Source organism: Collinsella sp. CLA-ER-H5 (assembly GCF_040092375.1).
Taxonomy (GTDB): Bacteria; Actinomycetota; Coriobacteriia; order Coriobacteriales; family Coriobacteriaceae; genus Collinsella.
Genome location: NZ_JBBNLR010000009.1, coordinates 67,575 through 88,015 on the forward strand (window position 1 = coordinate 67,575; position 20,441 = coordinate 88,015).

The 20,441-nt window shown below is 60.0% G+C and carries 15 protein-coding genes; 4 read left to right on the plus strand and 11 right to left on the minus strand.

Features of this window, described 5'->3' with window-relative positions; all coding sequences use genetic code 11:
* The first annotated feature begins 207 nt into the window (after positions 1–207).
* Together cysK and mnmA are read left to right on the plus strand one after the other, a co-directional pair.
* Entirely contained in the window at positions 208–1,146 is a 939-nt protein-coding gene (cysK, locus tag AAAX31_RS04935; RefSeq protein ID WP_089572177.1) for a cysteine synthase A, read from the plus strand.
* Between the two features lie 18 nt (positions 1,147–1,164).
* The gene (gene mnmA, locus AAAX31_RS04940; protein ID WP_349076371.1) at positions 1,165–2,427 is read left to right on the plus strand and encodes a tRNA 2-thiouridine(34) synthase MnmA; all 1,263 of its coding nucleotides are present in this window, start codon (positions 1,165–1,167) and stop codon (positions 2,425–2,427) included.
* A gap of 8 nt (positions 2,428–2,435) precedes the next feature.
* Here mnmA and AAAX31_RS04945 read toward each other — a convergent pair whose 3' ends face one another.
* The 3 genes from AAAX31_RS04945 to fucO form a co-directional block, all read right to left on the minus strand.
* Complete coding sequence (locus tag AAAX31_RS04945; protein ID WP_349076373.1) at positions 2,436–3,809, minus strand: hypothetical protein; 1,374 nt, start codon at positions 3,807–3,809, stop codon at positions 2,436–2,438.
* 138 nt (positions 3,810–3,947) lie between these two features.
* A complete protein-coding gene (locus AAAX31_RS04950; RefSeq protein ID WP_117757905.1) occupies positions 3,948–4,967 on the minus strand; it encodes a M42 family metallopeptidase in 1,020 nt (339 codons plus the stop codon).
* A 274-nt stretch (positions 4,968–5,241) separates the two neighbouring features.
* A complete protein-coding gene (gene fucO / locus AAAX31_RS04955; RefSeq protein ID WP_118270909.1) occupies positions 5,242–6,408 on the minus strand; it encodes a lactaldehyde reductase in 1,167 nt (388 codons plus the stop codon).
* 415 nt (positions 6,409–6,823) lie between these two features.
* On the opposite strand from fucO, the gene AAAX31_RS04960 reads away from it, so the two are divergent.
* Entirely contained in the window at positions 6,824–7,360 is a 537-nt protein-coding gene (locus tag AAAX31_RS04960; RefSeq protein ID WP_117818406.1) for a hypothetical protein, read from the plus strand.
* A gap of 79 nt (positions 7,361–7,439) precedes the next feature.
* Here the strand turns inward: AAAX31_RS04960 and AAAX31_RS04965 are convergent, their stop codons facing one another.
* A complete protein-coding gene (locus tag AAAX31_RS04965; RefSeq protein WP_117757907.1) occupies positions 7,440–8,159 on the minus strand; it encodes a YoaK family protein in 720 nt (239 codons plus the stop codon).
* A 256-nt stretch (positions 8,160–8,415) separates the two neighbouring features.
* On the opposite strand from AAAX31_RS04965, the gene AAAX31_RS04970 reads away from it, so the two are divergent.
* Positions 8,416–10,563 carry a YgiQ family radical SAM protein gene (locus AAAX31_RS04970; protein ID WP_349076375.1) on the plus strand — a complete coding sequence of 716 codons (2,148 nt, stop codon included), beginning with the start codon at positions 8,416–8,418 and terminating at the stop codon, positions 10,561–10,563.
* A gap of 138 nt (positions 10,564–10,701) precedes the next feature.
* Here AAAX31_RS04970 and AAAX31_RS04975 read toward each other — a convergent pair whose 3' ends face one another.
* From AAAX31_RS04975 to AAAX31_RS05005, 7 genes are all read right to left on the minus strand, one after another.
* On the minus strand, positions 10,702–11,610 hold the full coding sequence (locus AAAX31_RS04975; RefSeq protein WP_349076377.1) for a type II CAAX endopeptidase family protein: 909 nt from the start codon (positions 11,608–11,610) through the stop codon (positions 10,702–10,704).
* Positions 11,611–11,693: 83 nt separating this feature from the next.
* A complete protein-coding gene (locus tag AAAX31_RS04980) occupies positions 11,694–11,894 on the minus strand; it encodes a hypothetical protein (protein WP_117583961.1) in 201 nt (66 codons plus the stop codon).
* 1,080 nt (positions 11,895–12,974) lie between these two features.
* The gene (locus AAAX31_RS04985) at positions 12,975–14,357 is read right to left on the minus strand and encodes a 6-phospho-alpha-glucosidase (RefSeq protein WP_349076379.1); all 1,383 of its coding nucleotides are present in this window, start codon (positions 14,355–14,357) and stop codon (positions 12,975–12,977) included.
* Between the two features lie 3 nt (positions 14,358–14,360).
* Positions 14,361–15,977, minus strand: a complete 1,617-nt coding sequence (locus AAAX31_RS04990; protein ID WP_349076381.1) for a PTS transporter subunit EIIC — start codon at positions 15,975–15,977, stop codon at positions 14,361–14,363.
* Positions 15,978–16,076: 99 nt separating this feature from the next.
* Positions 16,077–16,931: a PRD domain-containing protein gene (locus tag AAAX31_RS04995; RefSeq protein WP_349076382.1), complete on the minus strand. Its 855-nt coding sequence runs from the start codon at positions 16,929–16,931 to the stop codon at positions 16,077–16,079.
* Positions 16,932–16,949: 18 nt separating this feature from the next.
* Positions 16,950–17,462: a PTS glucose transporter subunit IIA gene (locus tag AAAX31_RS05000; RefSeq protein WP_349076383.1), complete on the minus strand. Its 513-nt coding sequence runs from the start codon at positions 17,460–17,462 to the stop codon at positions 16,950–16,952.
* Positions 17,463–17,811: 349 nt separating this feature from the next.
* The gene (locus AAAX31_RS05005) at positions 17,812–20,055 is read right to left on the minus strand and encodes a DEAD/DEAH box helicase (RefSeq protein ID WP_349076384.1); all 2,244 of its coding nucleotides are present in this window, start codon (positions 20,053–20,055) and stop codon (positions 17,812–17,814) included.
* Positions 20,056–20,441: the final 386 nt, after the last annotated feature.

Sequence of the window (20,441 nt, forward strand, 5' to 3'; positions counted from 1 at the left end):
AAAAATTGGTTTTGAAAATACCTATTCCCGTCAAGATGGTTAATCGACTCGCAATAATCTTCTATTTCCTATTGCGTTACTAGGCTTTACTGTCTACTATGCTTGCCAACAGCAAAACGAACAACCTATAAGGTTTGTGGGTTTAGCTGCTAGACACACCGTAAAACCACACGGTATCCAGTCATTTGAACACTTTGGAGGTTCATCATGAGCAAGGTTTACACGTCCATCGATCAGCTTATCGGCCACACCCCGCTCCTGGAGCTCACCCACTTTGAGGCCGATGAGGACCTCAAGGCCCGCGTGCTCGTCAAGCTGGAATACTTCAACCCCGCCGGATCCGTTAAAGACCGCGTCGCCAAGAACATGATTGACGAGGCCGAGAAGGCAGGCAAGCTCGTGCGTGGCGGCGACTACACCATCATCGAGCCCACGAGCGGCAACACCGGCGTCGGCATCGCCTCGGTGGCGGCCGCCCGCGGCTACAAGGTGATCATCACCATGCCCGAGACCATGTCCGTCGAGCGCCGCAAGCTGATGCAGGCATACGGTGCGCAGCTCGTGCTCACCGACGGCTCCAAAGGCATGAAGGGCGCTATCGCCAAGGCCGAAGAGTTGCAGAAGGAGACCCCCAACAGCATCATCGCCGGCCAGTTTGTAAACCCCGCCAACCCCGCCATTCACAAGGCCACGACCGGCCCCGAGATCTGGGACGACACCGACGGCAAGGTCGACATCTTCGTCGCCGGCGTCGGCACCGGCGGCACCGTGACCGGCGTGGGCGAGTTCCTCAAGGAGCAAAACCCCGAGATTCAGGTCGTCGCCGTCGAGCCCGCCACCTCCCCGGTGCTCTCTAAGGGCCAGGCCGGCCCGCACAAGATCCAGGGTATCGGTGCCGGCTTTGTGCCCGACGTCCTCGACACCCAGGTCTACGACGAGATCATTCCCGTCGAGAACGACGACGCCTTTGCCACCGGTCGCGCCGTGGGCCACAAGGAGGGCGTGCTCGTGGGCATTTCGTCCGGTGCCGCCGTGTGGGCCGCGCTGCAGCTGGCCAAGCGCCCCGAAAACGAGGGTAAGACCATCGTGGCCCTGCTTGCCGACACCGGCGAGCGCTACCTGTCCACGGCGCTCTTCCAGGACTAAGGGCCCGTCGCCCGTAGGTTGAGCCCAGGACGAACCGGTCTCCTCTCTCCCGGCAGCCTGAGCCCATCCCATCAGGGCGCCCCACGAGACGTCCGAACTTGTTACAATGTCTGCGGCGCGGAACCAGCCTCCCGCGCCGCTTTTCTTTTTTGGCCACATGCCACCAAGGAGAACCTCCCCATGCACAACAAGCGCGTGCTCGTCGCCATGAGCGGCGGCGTCGATTCCAGCGTGACCGCGTACCTGCTCAAAAGCCAGGGCTACGAATGCGTCGGCGCCACCATGCGCCTCACCTGTCCCGCGCCCGATCACGTCACGGGTATGAGCAAGGTCGACCGCGACATCGCCGATGCAAAGGCCGTCGCCGAGCGCCTGGGGATACCCCATCATGTGCTCGACCTGCAGCAGACCTTCGACCGCAACGTGATCGAGCGCTTTGTGAACGCCTACCAGGAAGGACTGACACCCAATCCGTGCATTATCTGCAACCGCCACATTAAGTTTGGCGCGCTGCTCGATGCGGCGCTGGACATGGGCTGCGACTACATCGCAACGGGACATTACGCCAAAACAAGCCAGGCGGCAGACGGCACCTGGCAGTTATATCGCGGCGAAGATCCCAAAAAGGACCAGAGTTACTTTTTGTATTCGCTTACGCAGGAACGCCTGGCGCACACGATCTTTCCGCTGGCAGGCTTGGACAAGGAGCACGATGTGCGCCGCATTGCCGCCGAACAGGGCTTTGCCAACGCCAAGAAGGCCGAAAGCGAGGACATCTGCTTTATCGCGGACGGCGACTATGCGGGCTATATCGAGCGCCGCTGCGGACATCCCGCTACACCGGGCGATATCGTATGGCGCGACGGCAGCGTGGTCGGACGCCACAACGGCGCACTGCGTTATACCATCGGCCAGCGCAAGGGCCTGGGCGTCGCGATGGCGCATCCCGTGTATGTGACGGGCGTCGATGCCGCCGACAACACCGTGCATCTGGGCGAGGCCGAGGACCTGACGGCCACGGCGCTCACGGCCAACGACTGGATCTGGAGCGCCCCCGCCGACCGCATGGAAGCGGAGCTCACGTCCGGCGGCATTCACGTGGGCGCCAAGTACCGCTACCGTCAAAAGGACCAGGCAGCAGCCCTTACACGTGGCGCCGACGGACAAATGTTGCTAACTTTTGACGAGCCGCAACGAGCCATCGCCCCCGGTCAGGCCGTTGTAGTCTATCGCGGCGACGTCGTCTTGGGCGGCGGCACCGTGACCGGCGCACTTAAGTAGCCGCGGGTTTATCGCTGCACGTGTCGAAGTACCTCAACAGCGGCACTAACCTCGATTACGCGACGCTCGAGGCCGCGGCGAATGGCCTCGAGCCGGCCCTCCGCCGTGGCCCATTCGCTCTGCGAAAGAATCTCGATCGCCTCATCAACAAATCCGTTGAGCCGCGATGAATCGGACCAATCGAGCGAGTCCGCAAGCGCCAGCTGGACGGAAGGGTCGGGCCCAAACGGCTTAGCGGAAAACCCAAACTCCCCAGCTACGAGCGCAGCGGTTGGCACGTTATACCACAGGCAGTTGCCGCTATCGAACAGCGGAGCAGGCCTTACCTCCAGGGTATCGACGTTGCGGATGATGCCGAAGTTTCGCCAATGGCGATCACTGTTGGCCAAAAGGGCATCGCAGACAATCATCTGCGACATGGACCTTCTCACAACGGCCTCATCAGCTCCATGCTTGCCGAGATAGCAACAGTAACGATCGTATGTCGAGTTTCCCCGCTGGCCACCAAGGGCATTCTTAACGTAAACAGCCGGAACGTATTCCTCGCGGCCGTCAAGAAAATCCTCGCACAGGCACACGGAGCCATCGAACATGCGCTCAAGCGTGTAAGGAACAAACTCCCCCTCCGACAGCAAGCGACGATGCAGAGCCGTTGCAACCGCCTCGTTAAAGGGACGCTGATCGTCCATCCCGCACCCTTTAGCCAAGACGCGAATGCCGTTTCGGATCATCCACGATTTAGGGAGCTCGCCCTCGGACGTGTTATCCGGATTTTTAAGACCGATGCCCTCCAGCCAACCCGAACGCCCCTCGGGCGCCGATCGCTCAAAATCATTCTCGAAGTAATTGAGGTTTCGCCATTCGAGCCCGTCGCATTCTGCCGGCCGCAGCCAATAGCAATCCGAAAGCGATAGGCCCAGGCACTGAACCGGCGCCTCAACGCCGTTGACAATTCCCAGCTCGCGGTAGCGCGAGATAAGCCCGGGGCGAACATCGGGCACCGACCGATGCCCCCACCACGCGTTGAGCTCCCGCTTATTCACCGCAGGAGAAGAGCTCGAGCATGTGCCAAACGGCATTCGTTGCGCATCGAGGACCTCGGCGATTTCGAAGGGAAACTCGCGCGTCGGATCAAATGAGACATGAGCGACCTCATGGTCGGCCGACATCAGCGTAAACTTGCGTCCAACATCGGCCGCAGGACGGCGTCCTCGCTTGCGGACCTTTTGGTAGGCAATCGCAGAATTGTACTCGACCATCTTCCGGCCGCCCACAATATCGCACACAAGCGTCCCCGATGCGGCAAGTTGAGATATGCGGGCTTTCGTAACGCCCAACAGGCGGGCAGCATCACCCATAGACAAGTACTCAGACGTGTCCATACACCGCATCACCTCGTTAAGTAATTTACACGTTTAGTTAATAGATTACAGACATCATAATACTAAACAACCCAAAGTGAAAAAAGGCCCGAGAAATCGGGCCTTAGCGATTGGTCAGCCGAGTCGCAAGCTGCTCCCCTAGCGCTGAACGTAGGCGCGAACCAGCTCGTAGGTATTGCGCACGCCGTCGATGTGGCTGCGCTCGTAGTTGTGGCTCGCGTACACGCCGGGGCCGATCAGACCATGGCGAATGTCGTAGCCGGCCGAGAGCGTGGCCTCGACGTCGGAACCGTAATGCGGGTACACATCGATGGCGTAATCGAGCTTAAGCTCGCGCGCGATATTGGACAGCGTGGTCACCAGATCGTAGTTGTAGGGGCCACCCGAATCCTTGGCGCAAATCGAAACCATGCGCTCGGTGCAGCCCAGGTCGTCGCCCACGCAGCCCATGTCCACGCTGATCATCTCGCGCGTGTCGGCCGGCACAAAGGCACCGCCGTGACCGACCTCCTCGTACACGGTAAAGAGCAGCGACACCTTGCGCGAGAGCGTCACCTCGCCAGCGGCGACGGCACGCGCCAAGCCCAGCAGAATCGACGCCGACAGCTTGTCGTCAAGGAAGCGACTCTTAATGTAGCCGCTCTCCGTCACCATGGTGCGCGGATCCATAGCGATGATGTCGCCAGTCTGAATACCCAGCTCGAGCACATCGTCCTTGCTGTCAACGTTCTCGTCGAGCAGGATCTCCATGTTCTTCTCGATGGCCTTGACCGGCTCATCGGCCACATGCGCCGAAGGCTCGGTATTGAGGACCACGCCTGTGTAGACCTTGCCGCCACGCGTGTAGACGGTGCAGTTCTCACCATCGGCCGTGGACCACTGGTGCCCACCGAGCGTCGTCGGACGCAGGCGGCCATTGTCCTTAATGGATCGCACCATGGCGCCAAGCGTGTCGACATGGCTCGCCAACACGAGCGGCTCACCCTCGCCGCCGAGCTCAACCAGCACATTGCCCTTATTGGAGCGCTCGGGCTCAAAGCCCATATCGCGCAGGGTTTCCATCAGATAATCAGTCGCCGCACGAGTAAAGCCCGTAGGCGAGGCAATAGAAGTCAGCGCCTTAAGCTGGTCAGTAATAAAACCAAGCGTAGAATCCATTTGGGACACCATCCACAACTCCAAAGTCAACATCCCGTAATCAGTAAAAGCCCCAACAACGATACCATCACGCACAAATATTTACCCAGCGAGATGACCCATCGAGCTCTTCCGAACAGCGCCCGCCACGACAACGAGCCGGCGGGCCCCGCCCGTTAGCCCCAGAATCTTTCCGCAGGACAGAAGGAGGCCCCGCCGCACGTAGTGCGCAGCGGGGCCTCCGACATGTCCGAGGACGATTCTGGGGCTAACGGGCGGGGCCCGCCGAACCAGGTTAGGCAGCCGGGCAGATCTTCTTGAAGAGCTCGATGACGTCGTCGAGCGTCGCCTCGCGCGGGTTGCCCGGGAAGCAGGCGTCAGCCATGGCGTCCTTGGCCAGGACCTCGATCTCGTCGGCCTTCATGGCCTCGCAGACATGCGGGATGTTCACGTCGGCGGAGAGCTGCTTGACGGCGGCGATGGCGGCGTCGGCAGCCTCGTCGGTGCTCATGCCCGTGATGTCAACACCCATGGCAACGGCAACCTTGGCCAGGCGCTCAGCGCAAACCGGCTTGTTGAACTCCATGGCGATCGGCAGCAGCATGGCGCAAGCGACGCCGTGCGGGGTGTCGTAGTGAGCGGACAGGGTGTGAGCCATGGCGTGGTCGATGCCCAGGCCAACGTTGGAGAAGCCCATGCCGGCGACATACTGACCAAGAGCCATGCCCTCACGGCCGGAGCCGGGCTGGCCGGACTTGGCCTCGGCGACGGAGTCGCGCAGGTTCTCGCTGATCAGCTTGATAGCCTCAAAGTGGAACATGTCGGAGAGCTCCCAGGCGCCCTTGGTGGTGTAGCCCTCGATGGCGTGGGTCAGAGCGTCCATGCCAGTGGAAGCGGTAAGGCCGGCGGGCATGGAGGCCATCATGTCAGGGTCGACGACGGCGACCTCGGGGGCGTCGTTGGTGTCGACGCACACGAACTTGCGGACCTTCTCGGGGTCGGTGATGACGTAGTTGATGGTCACCTCGGCAGCGGTACCGGCGGTCGTCGGCACGGCGATGGTGAATACGGCGTGATTCTTAGTGGGAGCAACGCCCTCGAGGCTGCGGACATCGGCGAACTCGGGGTTGTTGATGATGATGCCGATAGCCTTGGCGGTATCCATGGAGGAGCCACCACCAATGGTCACGATAGCGTCAGCCTCGGCGGCCTTGAAGGCCTCAACGCCGTCCTTGACGTTCTGGATAGTGGGGTTGGGCTTGATCTCGGAGTAGAGGCTCCAAGCGATGCCGGCGGCGTCGAGCTCGTCGGTCACCTTAGCGGTAACGCCAAACTTGACCAGATCGGGGTCGGAACAGACGAAGATCTTCTTGTAGCCGCGACGCTGGAGCTCGCCGGGGATCTCCTTGATGGCGCCGGAACCATGATAAGAGATGGTGTTGAGAACGAAACGATTAGCCATTGATAGCCTCTCATCGTGTGCGGGGCACCCATTACGCCCCGCGCTACAAGTTCCATCCTAACGCTTTTGAAACAAAAAACGCGTGAGAACGTCAAAAGTGTTAAAGCGTTTCAACATAATAACGGAGCCCCAGTCCTTCCCTCCCGACAGCAGCGAAGGCTAGATTATAGGAGCAATCGCCCAAAGAATACGACCAACTCAGTCTATAAATTGTTTCTGTTTTAGCAATATATGTTTAACAATACGTTTATAAAAGGATACTTTATAGTAAATAAAATGCATGCAGCAAATAGCGTCATTCATTTTGTTAGAAATTGCCCATGCGGTTATTGCAGCTGCATGTACCGCAACGTACAGCGCAATTCTCCGCACGAAGTAGAAGACGGTTCCAATTCGATCGAGGCGATGACGCGTAATGGCTACTGGTCCTAAATCGAGCAAGACGGCTACAAACGAATATCGAATCTCAATTGAAGGTAATCCTTATCCGCATACTCTGGCTCTCATCAACCCAGCGGGAGACAACCTCAACATCAAAAGACATGGGTTCACGGGTCCACTAGGACAGCTATCGAGTCTTAAATATACCGTTTATGACGATGCGAATGAAAAACTCTTCACTGTCGTCGACGGTGGCTTTAGCAACATGCCCAGGGTTGCGCTCATCATCGAACACAAGGAAGTTGCGGTGTTCGATTATGGTCTAAACAGGCTTGAGATGAAGTGCGTAACGAACATACCGAATTACGCAATAAAAGGTAACTTCCTATTTGGAGATTACGATATATTCAGCCAACAGGAAGTGAAGCTATCTTCAGTTATCGTCCTTCAATGTGAAAAACAATCGTGCTTTAGCATACAGGTTTTGGATAAAGCCGAATTAGCCGCCGCAATTGGAATACCTACAGCCATTGCCCTTCTTAGGGCTCGGATTGAAGAGCATCTCGAATAAATCGCAAAAAGCAGTTCGTAACAACATTCAGGAGCTAGATAGTTTTTCTGGCTCCTGAATGTTGTTACGAACATGCACCTTAGCGCTTAAGACTCGTGGTCTGCCAGTCAGCTACGATGCGGGCCCATTTCCTGTGCAAGTCGCGTTCGCGATCGATAAACATGATGGCAAACGCGATAAACAGCAGCATGCTCGCCACCGCAATGGCGTGCAGCCCCATGCGCTCGATGCACCAGTTGCCCAGCACGGCGCCAAACACAAAGGTGAAGATCACGCCAAAGTACAGCAGGCCGTTTTCCAAAAAGCCGCGCTTGTGGGTGATGATGTAATCGTCCACGTTTTGCAGTGCGTTGCGCAAGTTGCCGATGCACATGGTCGTAGCGATGCCGTGACCGTGGATCTTGCGGAAGCTCTCGACCTGCATGCCGCAGGCAAACGAGGTGAGGCAGTTGGCGAGCAGGTTGAAATTGCCGCCCGGGATAAAGCTCACGCCCAGCAAGATGACGGCTTCAAAGAACACCGTCACTTGGCGCCAGTGAATCACGCTGCCAAACCGTTCGTGTACCAGGTCGGCAAGCATAATGCCCACGGCAAACGACACCACAGGGAAGAAGTAGCGCCCCGCAAGTGCCCAATTGCCCTCCGAGATGCTCACGCCCACCAGCAGTATGTTGCCCGTCTGCGCGTTAGCAAAAACATGATCGCGCCCAATGTACGAATAAACGTCCATAAAGCCACCGGCGAGCGCCAAGATGATGCCCAGCTCGATGGACTCCGATATCTGCTTGGCACGTTGCATCGTCGTGCATCCTCCTTGTTGACGACCCTCTCGTGCGTTGGCGGAAACATAGCCGCCGTTCATACTGTAACCCATTGACAACATGGCATGCGCGCGAGACGGGCTCCCCAACGCGCAGATACACAGTCTGGAAACAAACGGCGGGCGCGGCGCCACACCCGACGCCCGACGCCTCGTGTACTCCACCAGTCTTTTTAGCTCCGTCCCAAAAAGACTGGTTACAATTACGTGCAGCATACAGACACCGGGAGGGATCGTGGCAAAAAAGCCTCAGCACGCTCAGAACAGCCAACGCGGACAGCAGGGCAAACAGGGCCAGCAGCAAAAGCTCGGCGGCAAGGCGCAGGCCACGGTCGCCCGCGCCAAGCATTCCCAAGCGACGCCCACCCGCCCCTGGCGCCCGGGCCGCGATAAGTTCCTCCCCGTCAGCCGCGCCGATATGGACGCGCGCGGTTGGGACCAGTGCGACTTCGTCTATATCTGTGGCGACGCCTACGTGGACCACCCCAGCTTTGGTATGGCCATCGTCAGCCGCGTACTCGACGCGCACGGCTACAAAGTGGGCATCATCTGCCAGCCCGACTGGACCGACCCCGCCAGCATCACGGTGCTCGGCGAGCCGCGCCTGGGCTTTCTCGTCAGTGCCGGCAACATGGACTCCATGGTCAACCACTATTCGGTGACCAAGCACCGCCGCCACACCGACGCCTATACCCCCGGTGGCAAGGAGGGGCACCGCCCCAATCGTGCCGTCACGGTCTACGGCAACCTCATCCGCCAGACGTTCAAGGACGCCCCCATCATCATCGGCGGCATCGAGGCGAGTCTGCGCCGCCTGGCCCACTACGACTACTGGCAGGATAAGCTCAAGCGCTCGGTGCTGCTCGATTCGGGCGCCGACATCCTCATCTACGGCATGGGCGAGCACGCGATCGTCGAGATCGCCGATGCGCTCGACGCGGGCCTGCCCATCGATCAGATCACCTATATCAACGGCACCGTCTACCGCACCAGCTCGCTCGACGAGGTCTACGACTACGACCTGCTGCCCAGCTGGGACGACCTTGCCGCCGACAAGCTCAACTATGCGCGCAGCTTTAATGTGCAGCAGCAGAACATGGATCCCATCACCGGACACCGCCTGGTAGAGCCCTACCCCAACGGCGTCTATGTGGTGCAGAACCCGCCGTCGGCGACGTTAACGACCGATGAGATGGACGAGGTGGCCGAGCTCCCCTACGCGCGCGATTGGCATCCCGACTACGACGCGGCAGGCGGCGTGCCGGCCTTTGCAGAGATCAAGTTTTCCATTAGCTCCAACCGCGGCTGTTTTGGCGAGTGCTCGTTTTGCGCCCTCACCTTCCACCAGGGCCGCGTGTTGCAGATGCGCAGCCACGACTCGATCATACGCGAGGCCGAGCTGCTCACGCGCGATCCCGAGTTTAAGGGCTATATCAACGACGTGGGCGGACCGACGGCAAACTTTAGCCGCCCTGCCTGCGACAAACAGCTCAAGCACGGCGTGTGCAAGAACAAGCGCTGTCTGTGGCCGAGTGTGTGCAAGAACATGGTGGTCGACGAGAGCGGCTACACGCAGCTGCTGCGCGATCTGCGCCAGCTGCCGGGCGTCAAGAAGGTCTTCGTCCGCAGCGGCATCCGCTTTGACTACACCATGGCCGACGCCTCGGACGAGTTTTTGCGCGAGCTGCTGGAGCATCACGTCTCGGGCCAGCTGCGTGTAGCACCCGAGCACGTAAGCGACGCGGTGCTCTCCGTGATGGGCAAGCCGAGCCGCGCCGTCTACGACGCGTTCTGCCGTAAATTTGAACGCCTGAACCGCGAATACGGACTTAAACAGTATGTGGTGCCGTACCTGATCTCGAGCCACCCCGGCTCAACGATGAAGGAAGCTGTGGACCTTGCCGAGGCCGTACGCGACATGGGCTACATGCCCGAACAGGTGCAGGACTTCTACCCCACCCCGTCCACCATGTCGACCTGCATGTACTACACCGGCGTGGACCCACGCACCATGCAGCCGATCTACGTGGCACGCGACCCGCACGAGAAGGCCATGCAGCGTGCGCTCATCCAATACCGCAAGCCCGAGAACTACAAGCTCGTACGCGAGGCACTGGAAAAGGCCGGCCGCCGCGATCTGATTGGCTACACCAAGCATTGCCTGATTCGCCCCGTGCCGCCACGCCCGGGCGAGACATCTGCTGGCGGGGGGCATGGCACCGGCAAGAAGGGCGGCAAGGCCCACGGCGGCGCTGGCGGTGCCGGCAAGGGGCCCAAAGGCAGCAAGGGGCACGGCGGCATGTCGCGTGCGCAGAACACTGCCGGTCGCAATCGCGCGGCCCAGGGACGGCAGGGCGCCAACGGAGGCGGACGCCGCAATTAGCACGACGCTGAGCCAGCGAGTCGCTTCATCGGCCCACGCGTGATTTCCCTAGGGGAAACACGCTTACGCCGCCTCTTGTTGTGATTTCCCTAAGGGAAACACGCCCAGGCACACCTAGCCGTGTTTTCCCTAAGGGAATCACGCTTGCTGGCGGGGACAATCTGTCTGACACGCTTGTTTGAGCGAGCGCATCGCCTCTATCAGCATAAAGCCGGCGATGGCAACCGTGACCACCACGTCGAGCGGCGTGTTCACAAACCACAGCAGGCCCATGAGGTACGACCCGGCGTTAAAGGCAAAATGCAGCAGAATCGTATAGCGGAGCTTTCCAGTCGTCACGAGCACCCAGCCAAAAATAAGGCCGGCAGCGCCCGCATAGCAGCCCTGCACCCAGTTCATGTGCATAAAGCCGAAGACCGCCGCCTGCAGCACGATTGCCGCGGCGACGCCCCAGGTACTCGGGGCCGCCCAGGGCACTATGGTGCTGTCTTGCGCGTTCGCGCGACGCCGGCGCTTCCAAAGTGGGCGGCACTGCGGATTAAACGCTCGGAGCGAAAACTCAAAAATAATGCCGCGTACCAGCAGCTCTTCGCAAAATGGGGCGCCGAGCACCGTAGTCAGTACGGCGAGATAGCTGGTGTCGCCCATGCCTGTTTCCTCGACAAGCTCGCTGTAGTCGGCCGCAGCATCGGGCAACAGCGACAGCACGGCATCGGTCACGTAGCCAACGACCACCTGCAGGGCCAGGCCAATCACGATAACGCAGGCGATGCGCTTCCACGCCCCACGCGCTCCCCCGCCGAGCGGATGCTCGCTTTGCCGGCGTGCCATAAATGAACGCGGCCAAAGATAACGCCACCACAGCAGCGCCATCAAAAACGATGCCGTCTGCGCGACGGCCTGAAGCAATTGAATATCGAGGTCATCGATCGAAAAACCCATGAACACCGATGCGACGCCAAGGGCGGAGAACAAAACGACGCTCAGGGCAATATCGGCAGCGACGACGCCAAAACAGGCAAGCGCCCAAATCATCGCATTGAGCATGCCAACCTCCTCAAAACCGTTCCCTAGTTCTACCACAACTCGGCAGAGAGCTGATCCCATGGGGATGGAGGAAAACGGATCACTTATTGATGAGAATCGGGCGCAGTGCCAAAGGCCCCGTTGGGCGAAATGTCGAACGGAAAGGTGCCGCAGCGATTAAACGCGGCGATAAACATGCGGATGGCGTTGGACGGCGTGGTGCCCACGAGCTGGGTTGCCGCCGCGAAGGCCGCCTTTTCCTCGGGCAAGACCTTCGCGACAACCGGGGTCATGTGTTCTGCCATGGCGCTTCCTTTTTGAAACGACGGTAGTGCGGATAGATGCGGGCCACGCGGCCGGGCGACGGGCTGTGAAGGCAACCCGATTGGCCCGCATCCGGAGTTTGTTTCTGCGGCGTTGGTATTACTTGGTATTCCTAAGTATTACCCCGCAGATAGAATACCACACCCGACCCCATGGGAACGGAGGAAAACGGATCATTTTGTTGCTGAGTTAGTATTTAGAGCGTGATGATATCCGAGATATCGAGAGCCTGAACATCGGCGACATCGTGCGTGGCAAGCAATAGCATACGGCCGTCGAGCGCCGGCGCCCACGGCGCCCGGTCGACCACGGCAAGCGCAAGCTCCGCTGCAACCCCGCCGCCACAAGGCCGCCAGCACGCCCATAACCGCCCTCACCTTTTGATTCGCTTACGACGTGGAAGGGGCGCGACGAACGTCGGCGCATGGCGCGCCCAATCTGGGTATCCGTCGCATGGTGTCCTATGTCCTGCATAATTTTACTTGCAACATGCATAAAAAGACGGGGGCACCCCTCCCCGTCCCAACGTACCCCCGCTTGGACCGTGCAAAAACCGGAGTTTTCAGCATCGCGGCCCCCGCCGGCGGCGCCGCGAATCGTGAATGCCGCGCGATCGGCGTCGTTTTGGGGCACGGCGCGACGCGAAACGCGCGCTATCGCAGCGGCGGACCCCGTCCGCCAGCCCAAGTTGCCCGTCGGGGGATCCCGCGAGATCGAATAGACGCTTCCGGCGCGTATGCAGCCACCCCGGCTTGCTGAAAACTCCCGAAAATGCACGGCGCGCCCCGGGGGACCCGTGCGTGCCGTTAAAAACACGCTCGCATCCAAAAGTATGCGAACGTGGGAGCCAGATGGCGGCAAGGACGCCAAGCAGTGGGACGGAATCCCGGACGTGTCCACCCGGGCACTTCAGTCACCGCGCGTCAGCAGAAAACCTCATGCCCTGCGCCGATGTCGGATAGCCCATCCCCCATATCAACCCTTTGCGCAAAACGGCAATGCCCCGTCCACGCAAATACGTGAACGGGGCATTGCCGTTTTGCACCAGCGGCCTTCTAGCTCTAGCTAAGCTCGGGCCAGTAACCCTTGTTGGCCTCGATCATGTCGTCGAGAACCTCCTTGGCGACCTTCATCGAAGGCACGGTCTTGTTCAGCGTAAAGGCCTTGAGCGCCTTCTCGTAAGAACCCTCGATCGTAGCCTCGACCACGAGCTTCTCGGAGTTCAGCTGCTGCATCATGAGGCCCTGCTGGAACAGAGGAATGTTGTCGCGGCTGATGACCTCGGGGCCATTCTTGCCAATGTAGGCAGGCAGCTCGACCATAGCGTCGTAGGGCATGTTGGGGATAGCGCCCTTGTTCTCGCAAATGACCAGGAAGCGCTGCTTGGTGTCGTTCTTCAGAGCGATAGCCAGATCGGCAATCCAGTCGCCGTGGCTGCCCGCATAGAACGTGCTCTCGTCGATCTCGCCCGTCTTCTCGTAGTGGTCGATGCCGTCGAAGAGGTTCTTCTCACGCGTCTCCTCAACCTCGTTAGCACGGGTGCGCTCGGGGTTGGAATGCTCGACGAACTCCTTCTGCTGCAGGTAGTAGTTCAGATACGTGTTGGGCAGGTACTCCGGGAAGCACTCCATGATCTCGTACTCGCCCTTCCAGACGTAGTACCAGCTGCCCTTGGTGTGGCGGTTCTGCTCGGGGTGCTCGTCAGTGGCCTCCTCGGGCTTCTTTGCCATGAGCGAGCCCATGCCCTTGAGGTAGGAGTCGGGCAGCAGAATCTCATGCTCCTTGATGTACTCGCGCAGCTGCGGGAGCACCTCCTCGCCCTTGTGGCGAATCGAGGTGAACCAACCAAAGTGGTTGAGGCCAAAGTAATCGTACTCGACATCCTTCTTGTCGATATCGAGTGCGGCGCAAACCACGTCGATGATCGCGATCGGCATGTCGCAGATGTTGATGATGCGAGCGTTGGGACGCAGCACGCGGCAGCCCTCGGACACGATGGCAGCAGGGTTGGAGTAGTTGAGAATCCAGTAGTCCTTCTTGGCGTACTTCTCAACGTCATCGATCAGCTCGACCATGGGGAAGATGGTGCGCATGCCGTAGGCAAGGCCGCCGCAGCCGCAGGTCTCCTGACCCACGCAACCGTGGCGCAGCGGAATCTTCTCGTCCTGCTCGCGCATGGCATAGCCGCCCACGCGCATCTGGGCAAACACGAAGCTCGCGTCGGTAAAAGCCGTCTTCTTGTCGGTGGTCACCGTAAGCTTGATGTCCAGGCCAAGGTCCTCGTGCAAAATCCAGTCCACGAGCACGCCGATCTTGCGCTGGCGCTCCTCGTTGATGTCGTACAGACGAATCTCGTCAACGTCGAGCTCGTCCTTGCGCAGGGCAATGGACTTGACGATGCCGGGGGTAAAGGTGGATCCGCCACCACACAGAGTAATGATCATTGTTTACTGCTCCTTCTCAATTGCGTTTTCGACCTTGTCGCGCATCTCGGCGACCTTCATGCCAAAGATGATCTGGATATTGTTGCCGTTGCGGTTGATGCCGCTGTTGGGCACGTGGTTGATGAGGTTCTCATCGATGAGGTCCGGGTTCTTAACGTTCACGCGAAGACGCGTAAAGCAGTTCTCGAGCTCCTCGATGTTGTCCTTGCCGCCAAGACCTGCGACCAGGTCGGCAATACCTGCATCGACGCCCTCTGCGGGAGCTGCGGCAACAGCGCCCTGCTTCACCGCGACAGACGCGGCGGCCTCGCCCTCGGCAACGGACTCGGCGAGCTCGGACTCCTCCTCGCGGCCAGGCGTGTGGAGGTTGAGCTTCTTAATAAGGAAGGTGAAGAGGAAGAAGTACAGAGCGGCGTTGACGACTCCAAGCACCAGCATCATCGGCCAGTTGGTCTTGTCGACACCGAGGACCAGGTTGGAAACCACGATGTTGATGATACCGCCTGCAGTCGAAGCGGGCACGGAGAGGACCTTGAGCAGAACCAGGAAGATGCCGGAAAGAACCGAGTGAACGACAAAGAGCACGGGAGCGGCAAAGACAAAGAGGAAGTCCATGGGCTCGGTGACACAGGAGAGCACGGCGGTGATGATCAGCGGGATGATAACGGCCTTGGTCTTATCCTTGTTCCCCTTGTAAGCGGTGAAGATAAAGGCGAGACCGATACCGATGTAGGGCCACAGGTTGTTGAAGGTGTAGCTGTTGAAATACGTGCTATCGGAGAAGGGCTGGCCCGTCATTGCCAGCTCGGCAACACGGATGGGATAGGCGCCGGCGATAACCTGATCACCCAGCGTCAGGGTGCCACCCACATCGGAGAACTGGAACGGGGTGTAGATGAGGTGGTGCAGACCGGTGGGAACGAGCAGCTTGTTGAGCATGCCGTAGATAAACAGACCGATGTTGCCCGACTCCTTAATGATGCCGGCAACGGAGGAGATGGCACCCTGAACCGGAGGCCAAACGATGCAGAAGCCAGCGCCCATAATCCAGGAAATGATGATCATGATCAGGAACGGAAAGCGAACGCCCGAGAACATCGAAAGGGCAATGGGGAACTGCTTGTTCGAGTACTTGTTGAACACAGCACCGGTGATGCAGCCCAGGATGATGCCGCCAAACACGCCGGTATCGAGCACCTGGATGCCCATAACGGTGGCCTGGCCGGTTCCGGTAAGGCCGAGCATGCCGCTCGCTTCGGCAAGAGAGCCGGTGGCGTTGAGCACGATGTTATTGGCCTGCAGGAACAGGAAGAACGACATCAGGGCGATCAGCGAAGCATGGCCCTTGTTCTTCTTTGCCATGGCGCCGGCGATGCCCACGCAGAACAGAATCGAGAGGTTGTTGATGATAAACATCAGCGACTGATAGACAACGGCGCCCACAAGCTGGAACGGACCGGAGCCCAGCACAGGAATCACGGCGCAGATGGTCTTGTTGGTCAGAATAATGCCCACGATGAGCAGAATGCCGGCAACCGAGAGATACATCATCGGCTGAACGATTGACTTCGCGAACACCTCCAACGGCGCTTTGAAATTGAACTTCTTTTTTGCGGTCATAGCGGTACTCCCCTTCCTTTTCCGCAAATTAAGACAGATGTGCCCTGGGCAAGACCGTGAGCCTTGCCTTATATCAATCGATGTGTGGGCACGTTATGCCTAGAGACCAGGTTCTCCAAGCAGGTTAACAATGTGATATGCGAGATAACTCTTCTCGGCATCGGTAACGACAACGTTATAGGTAGACGCTAAGTGGTCGGCAATTGACTCCGCACACGAGAACGCCCTCGGATACGCCGTTTCATCGATACGGAACAGCGCGTCGCCATTGACCTGCCCCGCCGCGGGATCGAGCGCTCGCTGCGCAAAAAACTGCAGATGGCGAACGAAACGCTCGTACGGCAACGAGGTGACGTCAAGGGTCGTGGCATAGTGCTCGGAAACAATCGCGAGCACGTCGCGAACAAGCTGGACCGAAACAATCAGACGGTCAGAGCGCTGCGGCATAGTGGCGTTGACGATATGCAGCGTAATAAAACCCTGCTCTTCTTCGCTCATCTGGATGCCCATATACTCCTTGACAATCTGCAGCGCACGGCCAGCTAGCGCGTACTCCTTGCGATAGAACTGCTGTATCTCGAGCAGCAGCGGGTTCTCGCAGGGAACGCCTTTGCGCTCGCGCTCCAAAGCAAGGCTGATATGGTCTGCGAGAGCGATGAGGATCTTGTCATTGATATCGACATTGAGCTCTCGACGAAGCATCTGAACGATGTCCTCGGAAATCACGAGGTTGACGGTGGGGATGGACTCTAGAAGATGTGCCAAGCGGTCAATCGTACACGAATCCTGAGAAGTTCCCTCCTGCAACGCGTAGGTCTTTTCGACCGATGCCTCGTCGATGGCATCGCCGGCATGACGGCCAAAGCAGAGGCCTCGACCGATGACGATGAGCTCGGAGCCATCGTCCGAAGTGACCATTGCGACGTTGTTGTTAAAAACTCGCTTGATAACCACGGTACCCACCACAAGAATTTACTCGGAAAGCCAGATGACAGGCTCTTTAACAGCAACAGGGCCGGAAGCATGCTCTCGAAGAGTCGAACTCTCCGAACGCTCGCACACGATAATGAAGACCGTGGGATCGAAGCCGGCGGCGCGGACCGCGTCGAAATCGACCTCGACGAGGGGCTGGCCCGCGTCGACATGGTCACCCTGGGCAACAAGCGCATGGAAGCCCTTGCCCTCAAGCTTAACAGTGTCGATTCCGATATGCAGCATCACCTGAGCAGAGCTGTCGTCGGACATGATGCCCAGCGCGTGCTCAGTCGGAAACAGCGCCGCGACGGTGCCGGAAACAGGAGCGCACACCGTTCCCTCTTGGGGAACCACGGCAACACCATCGCCCACGGCACGGCTGTTAAAAGCGGGGTCATTGGTTTTTTCTAGATGAACAAGCTCGCCGGAAACGGGAGCGAGGATTTCAAACTCAGAGGTTGCAGTCTTCTGCTCATCCGAGCCCCCCATAAGGCGAGAAAAGAAACCCATGGTGGCATGTCCCTTCATAAATATAGCCCAACCAAAATCACACGAATGCGTCCATAGAGGCACACCCGTTCAAAGACTTTGGTTAGGCCCACGTCCGAGGGACTCGGTAACCTTCCGCATTTCTTTTTACGGGAGTTATTGTAGGTAACAGCAAAGCCAGAATAATCATTATGACCGGTGAACGGTATTTTTTTCTCCGATAAACGGTATCTATGCGGCACTTAGGGACGATCCTTTTCTGCCGGCACCTAGGGACACTCCTTGCTCTGACCCCTTTGCACCAAAAAGGGCCCCAAGCGTAGTTGCTCGGGGCCCTTGGTTCGCCTCGCCCTAGCGGGCGACGCGTATGCTACTTGCGCTTGCCGCCGCCGTCGCCGGGACGACGGGAGCTGCCACCGCGCTTGCCGCCACGGCTGTTGCCATAGCTGCCACGGTTATCGCGACCGCCGGCACGACCGCCGCGGGAGCCGGCCTGGTTGCCGCCACGCCCGCCGTGATAGCCGCCACGGCGCTCCTCGCGGGTGTCGTCGTAGTTGCGCCAGTCATCGCGACGATCGCGGCTGGCACGCGGGTCGCGACGATCGCGCGACTCATTCGAACGATCGGCGCCGCTGCGGCCACCTTTGCCACGAGCGCCCTCGCGACGCTCGCCACCGCGGCCGCCCTCGCGGCCTCCGCGCTCGTCAAAGCGCTTGCCGCCGCGGGTACCACGCTCGTCACGCGAGCCACGGCCTTCGCCGCCACGACGCTCATCACGCCCGCCGCGCTCGCCATCGCGACCGGAACGACGACGGTCGCCCGCACCGCGTTTGCCGCCACGCGATCCACGACCCTCGTCCTCGCGCTCGACACGGCGACGACCGCCGCGGTCCTCGTCCTCACGGCGACGGCGGTGTGCCTCGCCCTGGAACTGCTTGGCACGACGCTCGGCGCGGTTGCCGCGCGGGGCCTGCTCAACGGCACCAGCACTGACGCGCTCCTCGGCAGCCACCTCGCGGGCCACGCTCTCCACAGCCTCGTCCACGCGAGCCTGAACGCCCTCGCGCACGCGGGTCTTGCCGCCACGCTTGGGACGGCTCGGACGCTCGCCGTCGCCGCGACCACGGTTGGAACGACCGGCCACATCGCCGTAATCGTCGCCGTTGCGCTTGCCGTCGCGACGCGCCTGCTCAAGCTTCTTCTTGCTCTTGGACTTGCCGCGCTTGGTCTTCTTCTTCACCTTAAAGGCCGCAGGGTCGCGCTCGGGGTCAACCGCGGGCGGATTGGGACCCACATGCAGGTCGCCGGCCTCGTAGATGTCGGCCGTCTTGTCCATGAGCTTCTCGATCTCGTAGAACTCATCGACATCCTGCTCGGTCACAAACGTAATGGCCCAGCCCAGCTCGCCGGCGCGGCCCGTACGGCCAATGCGGTGGATGTAGTCGGTCGGCTCGGCCGGCACGTCAAAGTTCACGACGTAGCGCACGTCGCTAATGTCGATGCCGCGGGCGAGAACATCGGTCGCCACCAGTACGTCGACGGTGCCGTCGCGGAAGGCCGAAAGTGCGCGCTCGCGCTGAGCCTGGCTGCGGTTGCCGTGGATCGCGGCGGCCTTGATGCCCTTACGCTCCAGACGACGGCAGCAGCTGTCGGCGCGGTGCTTGGTGCGCATAAAGACGATAGTGCGCTCCGGGCCCTCCTTCTTGAGGAACTCGGGCAGCAGGTTGTTCTTGGCCTCGATGGACACCGGGAACACAAACTGATCGACGGTGTCGGCAGTCGACGTGGCGGGCGCAATCTCCACGCGTGCCGGGTCGCTCACCAGGTCGGTGATCTCGCCCACGGCCTCCTCGTCGAGGGTCGCCGAGAACAGCAGCGTCTGACGCTCGGCCGGCGTCTCGCGCACAATGCGGCGGACGGCGGGCAAAAAGCCCATGTCGAGCATGCGGTCGGCCTCGTCGAGCACCAGCACCTTGACCTCGTCCAGGTGGCAGGCACCCTGCTCGATCAGATCGACCAGACGGCCCGGCGTGGCGACCAGGATGTCGCAGCCGTACTTGAGCGCCGCGGTCTGGGGCTTGTAGCTCACGCCGCCCACGACGGTCACGGCGACATGACCGGTGACGTCGGCGATTTTGCTCGCGACCTCGTCGATTTGCTGGGCAAGCTCACGCGTGGGGGTGATGACGAGCATCACAGGGCCACGGCCGTTGCCCTCGGGCTTTTTAGCACCGCGACGACGGTTGCGACCGCCGCGCCCACGCACGGGTTTGGGCGGAGCGATGTGTTCCAGGTTGTTCATGGTCGGCAGCAAAAAGGCGGCCGTCTTGCCGGTGCCGGTCTGAGCGGCGGCAAGCAGGTCGCGGCCCTCGAGCACCACGGGGATGGAGCCAGCCTGGACAGGCGTGGGTGCCGTGTAGCCTAGGTTCTCGATGGCACGAAGCATCTCGTCCGAAAGTCCCAGCTCGTCAAAGGCGGGCAGGTTCTCGGTCGCGGACTCGACGGTCTCGGCGGCGCTGGCCTCGTCGGCAGCATCGAAGGCAGCCTGGGTCATGGTCTCGCGGATCTCGTCCAGAATCTCGGCGTCCGTGACGTCGGATACAGAATTACGCATATGTTGTTGTTCCTTATCTGCACGCGCAATGGGCGCGGCATGAGGCCGCGCGGGCGTGCTTGGTAGTGCGCTAATACATACAAAACAGGTGCGCACAGAGAGGACGTTGCTCAGCACGCTGGCGATCGCTTTGGCAGCCTTTCACGCGCCGTCCAGACGCAGCGGCCCTAAGCGATGGAGCAGATTCGCCGCCGGTTAGTATACCCTCGGTTCGCATGACCCCACGTAAACCACAGATGACGGGGCGGATGGAGCGGGCCTGCCTTGATTCTCATTTTCATTGCAACAGCCTCAGGACTCAGCGCAACGCGTTGCGCTGAGTCCTGAGGCGCGAATCCGGGTAGGCAACCCCAGAGGGGCCGGAATCCCCCGGCCCGCGATGGAGG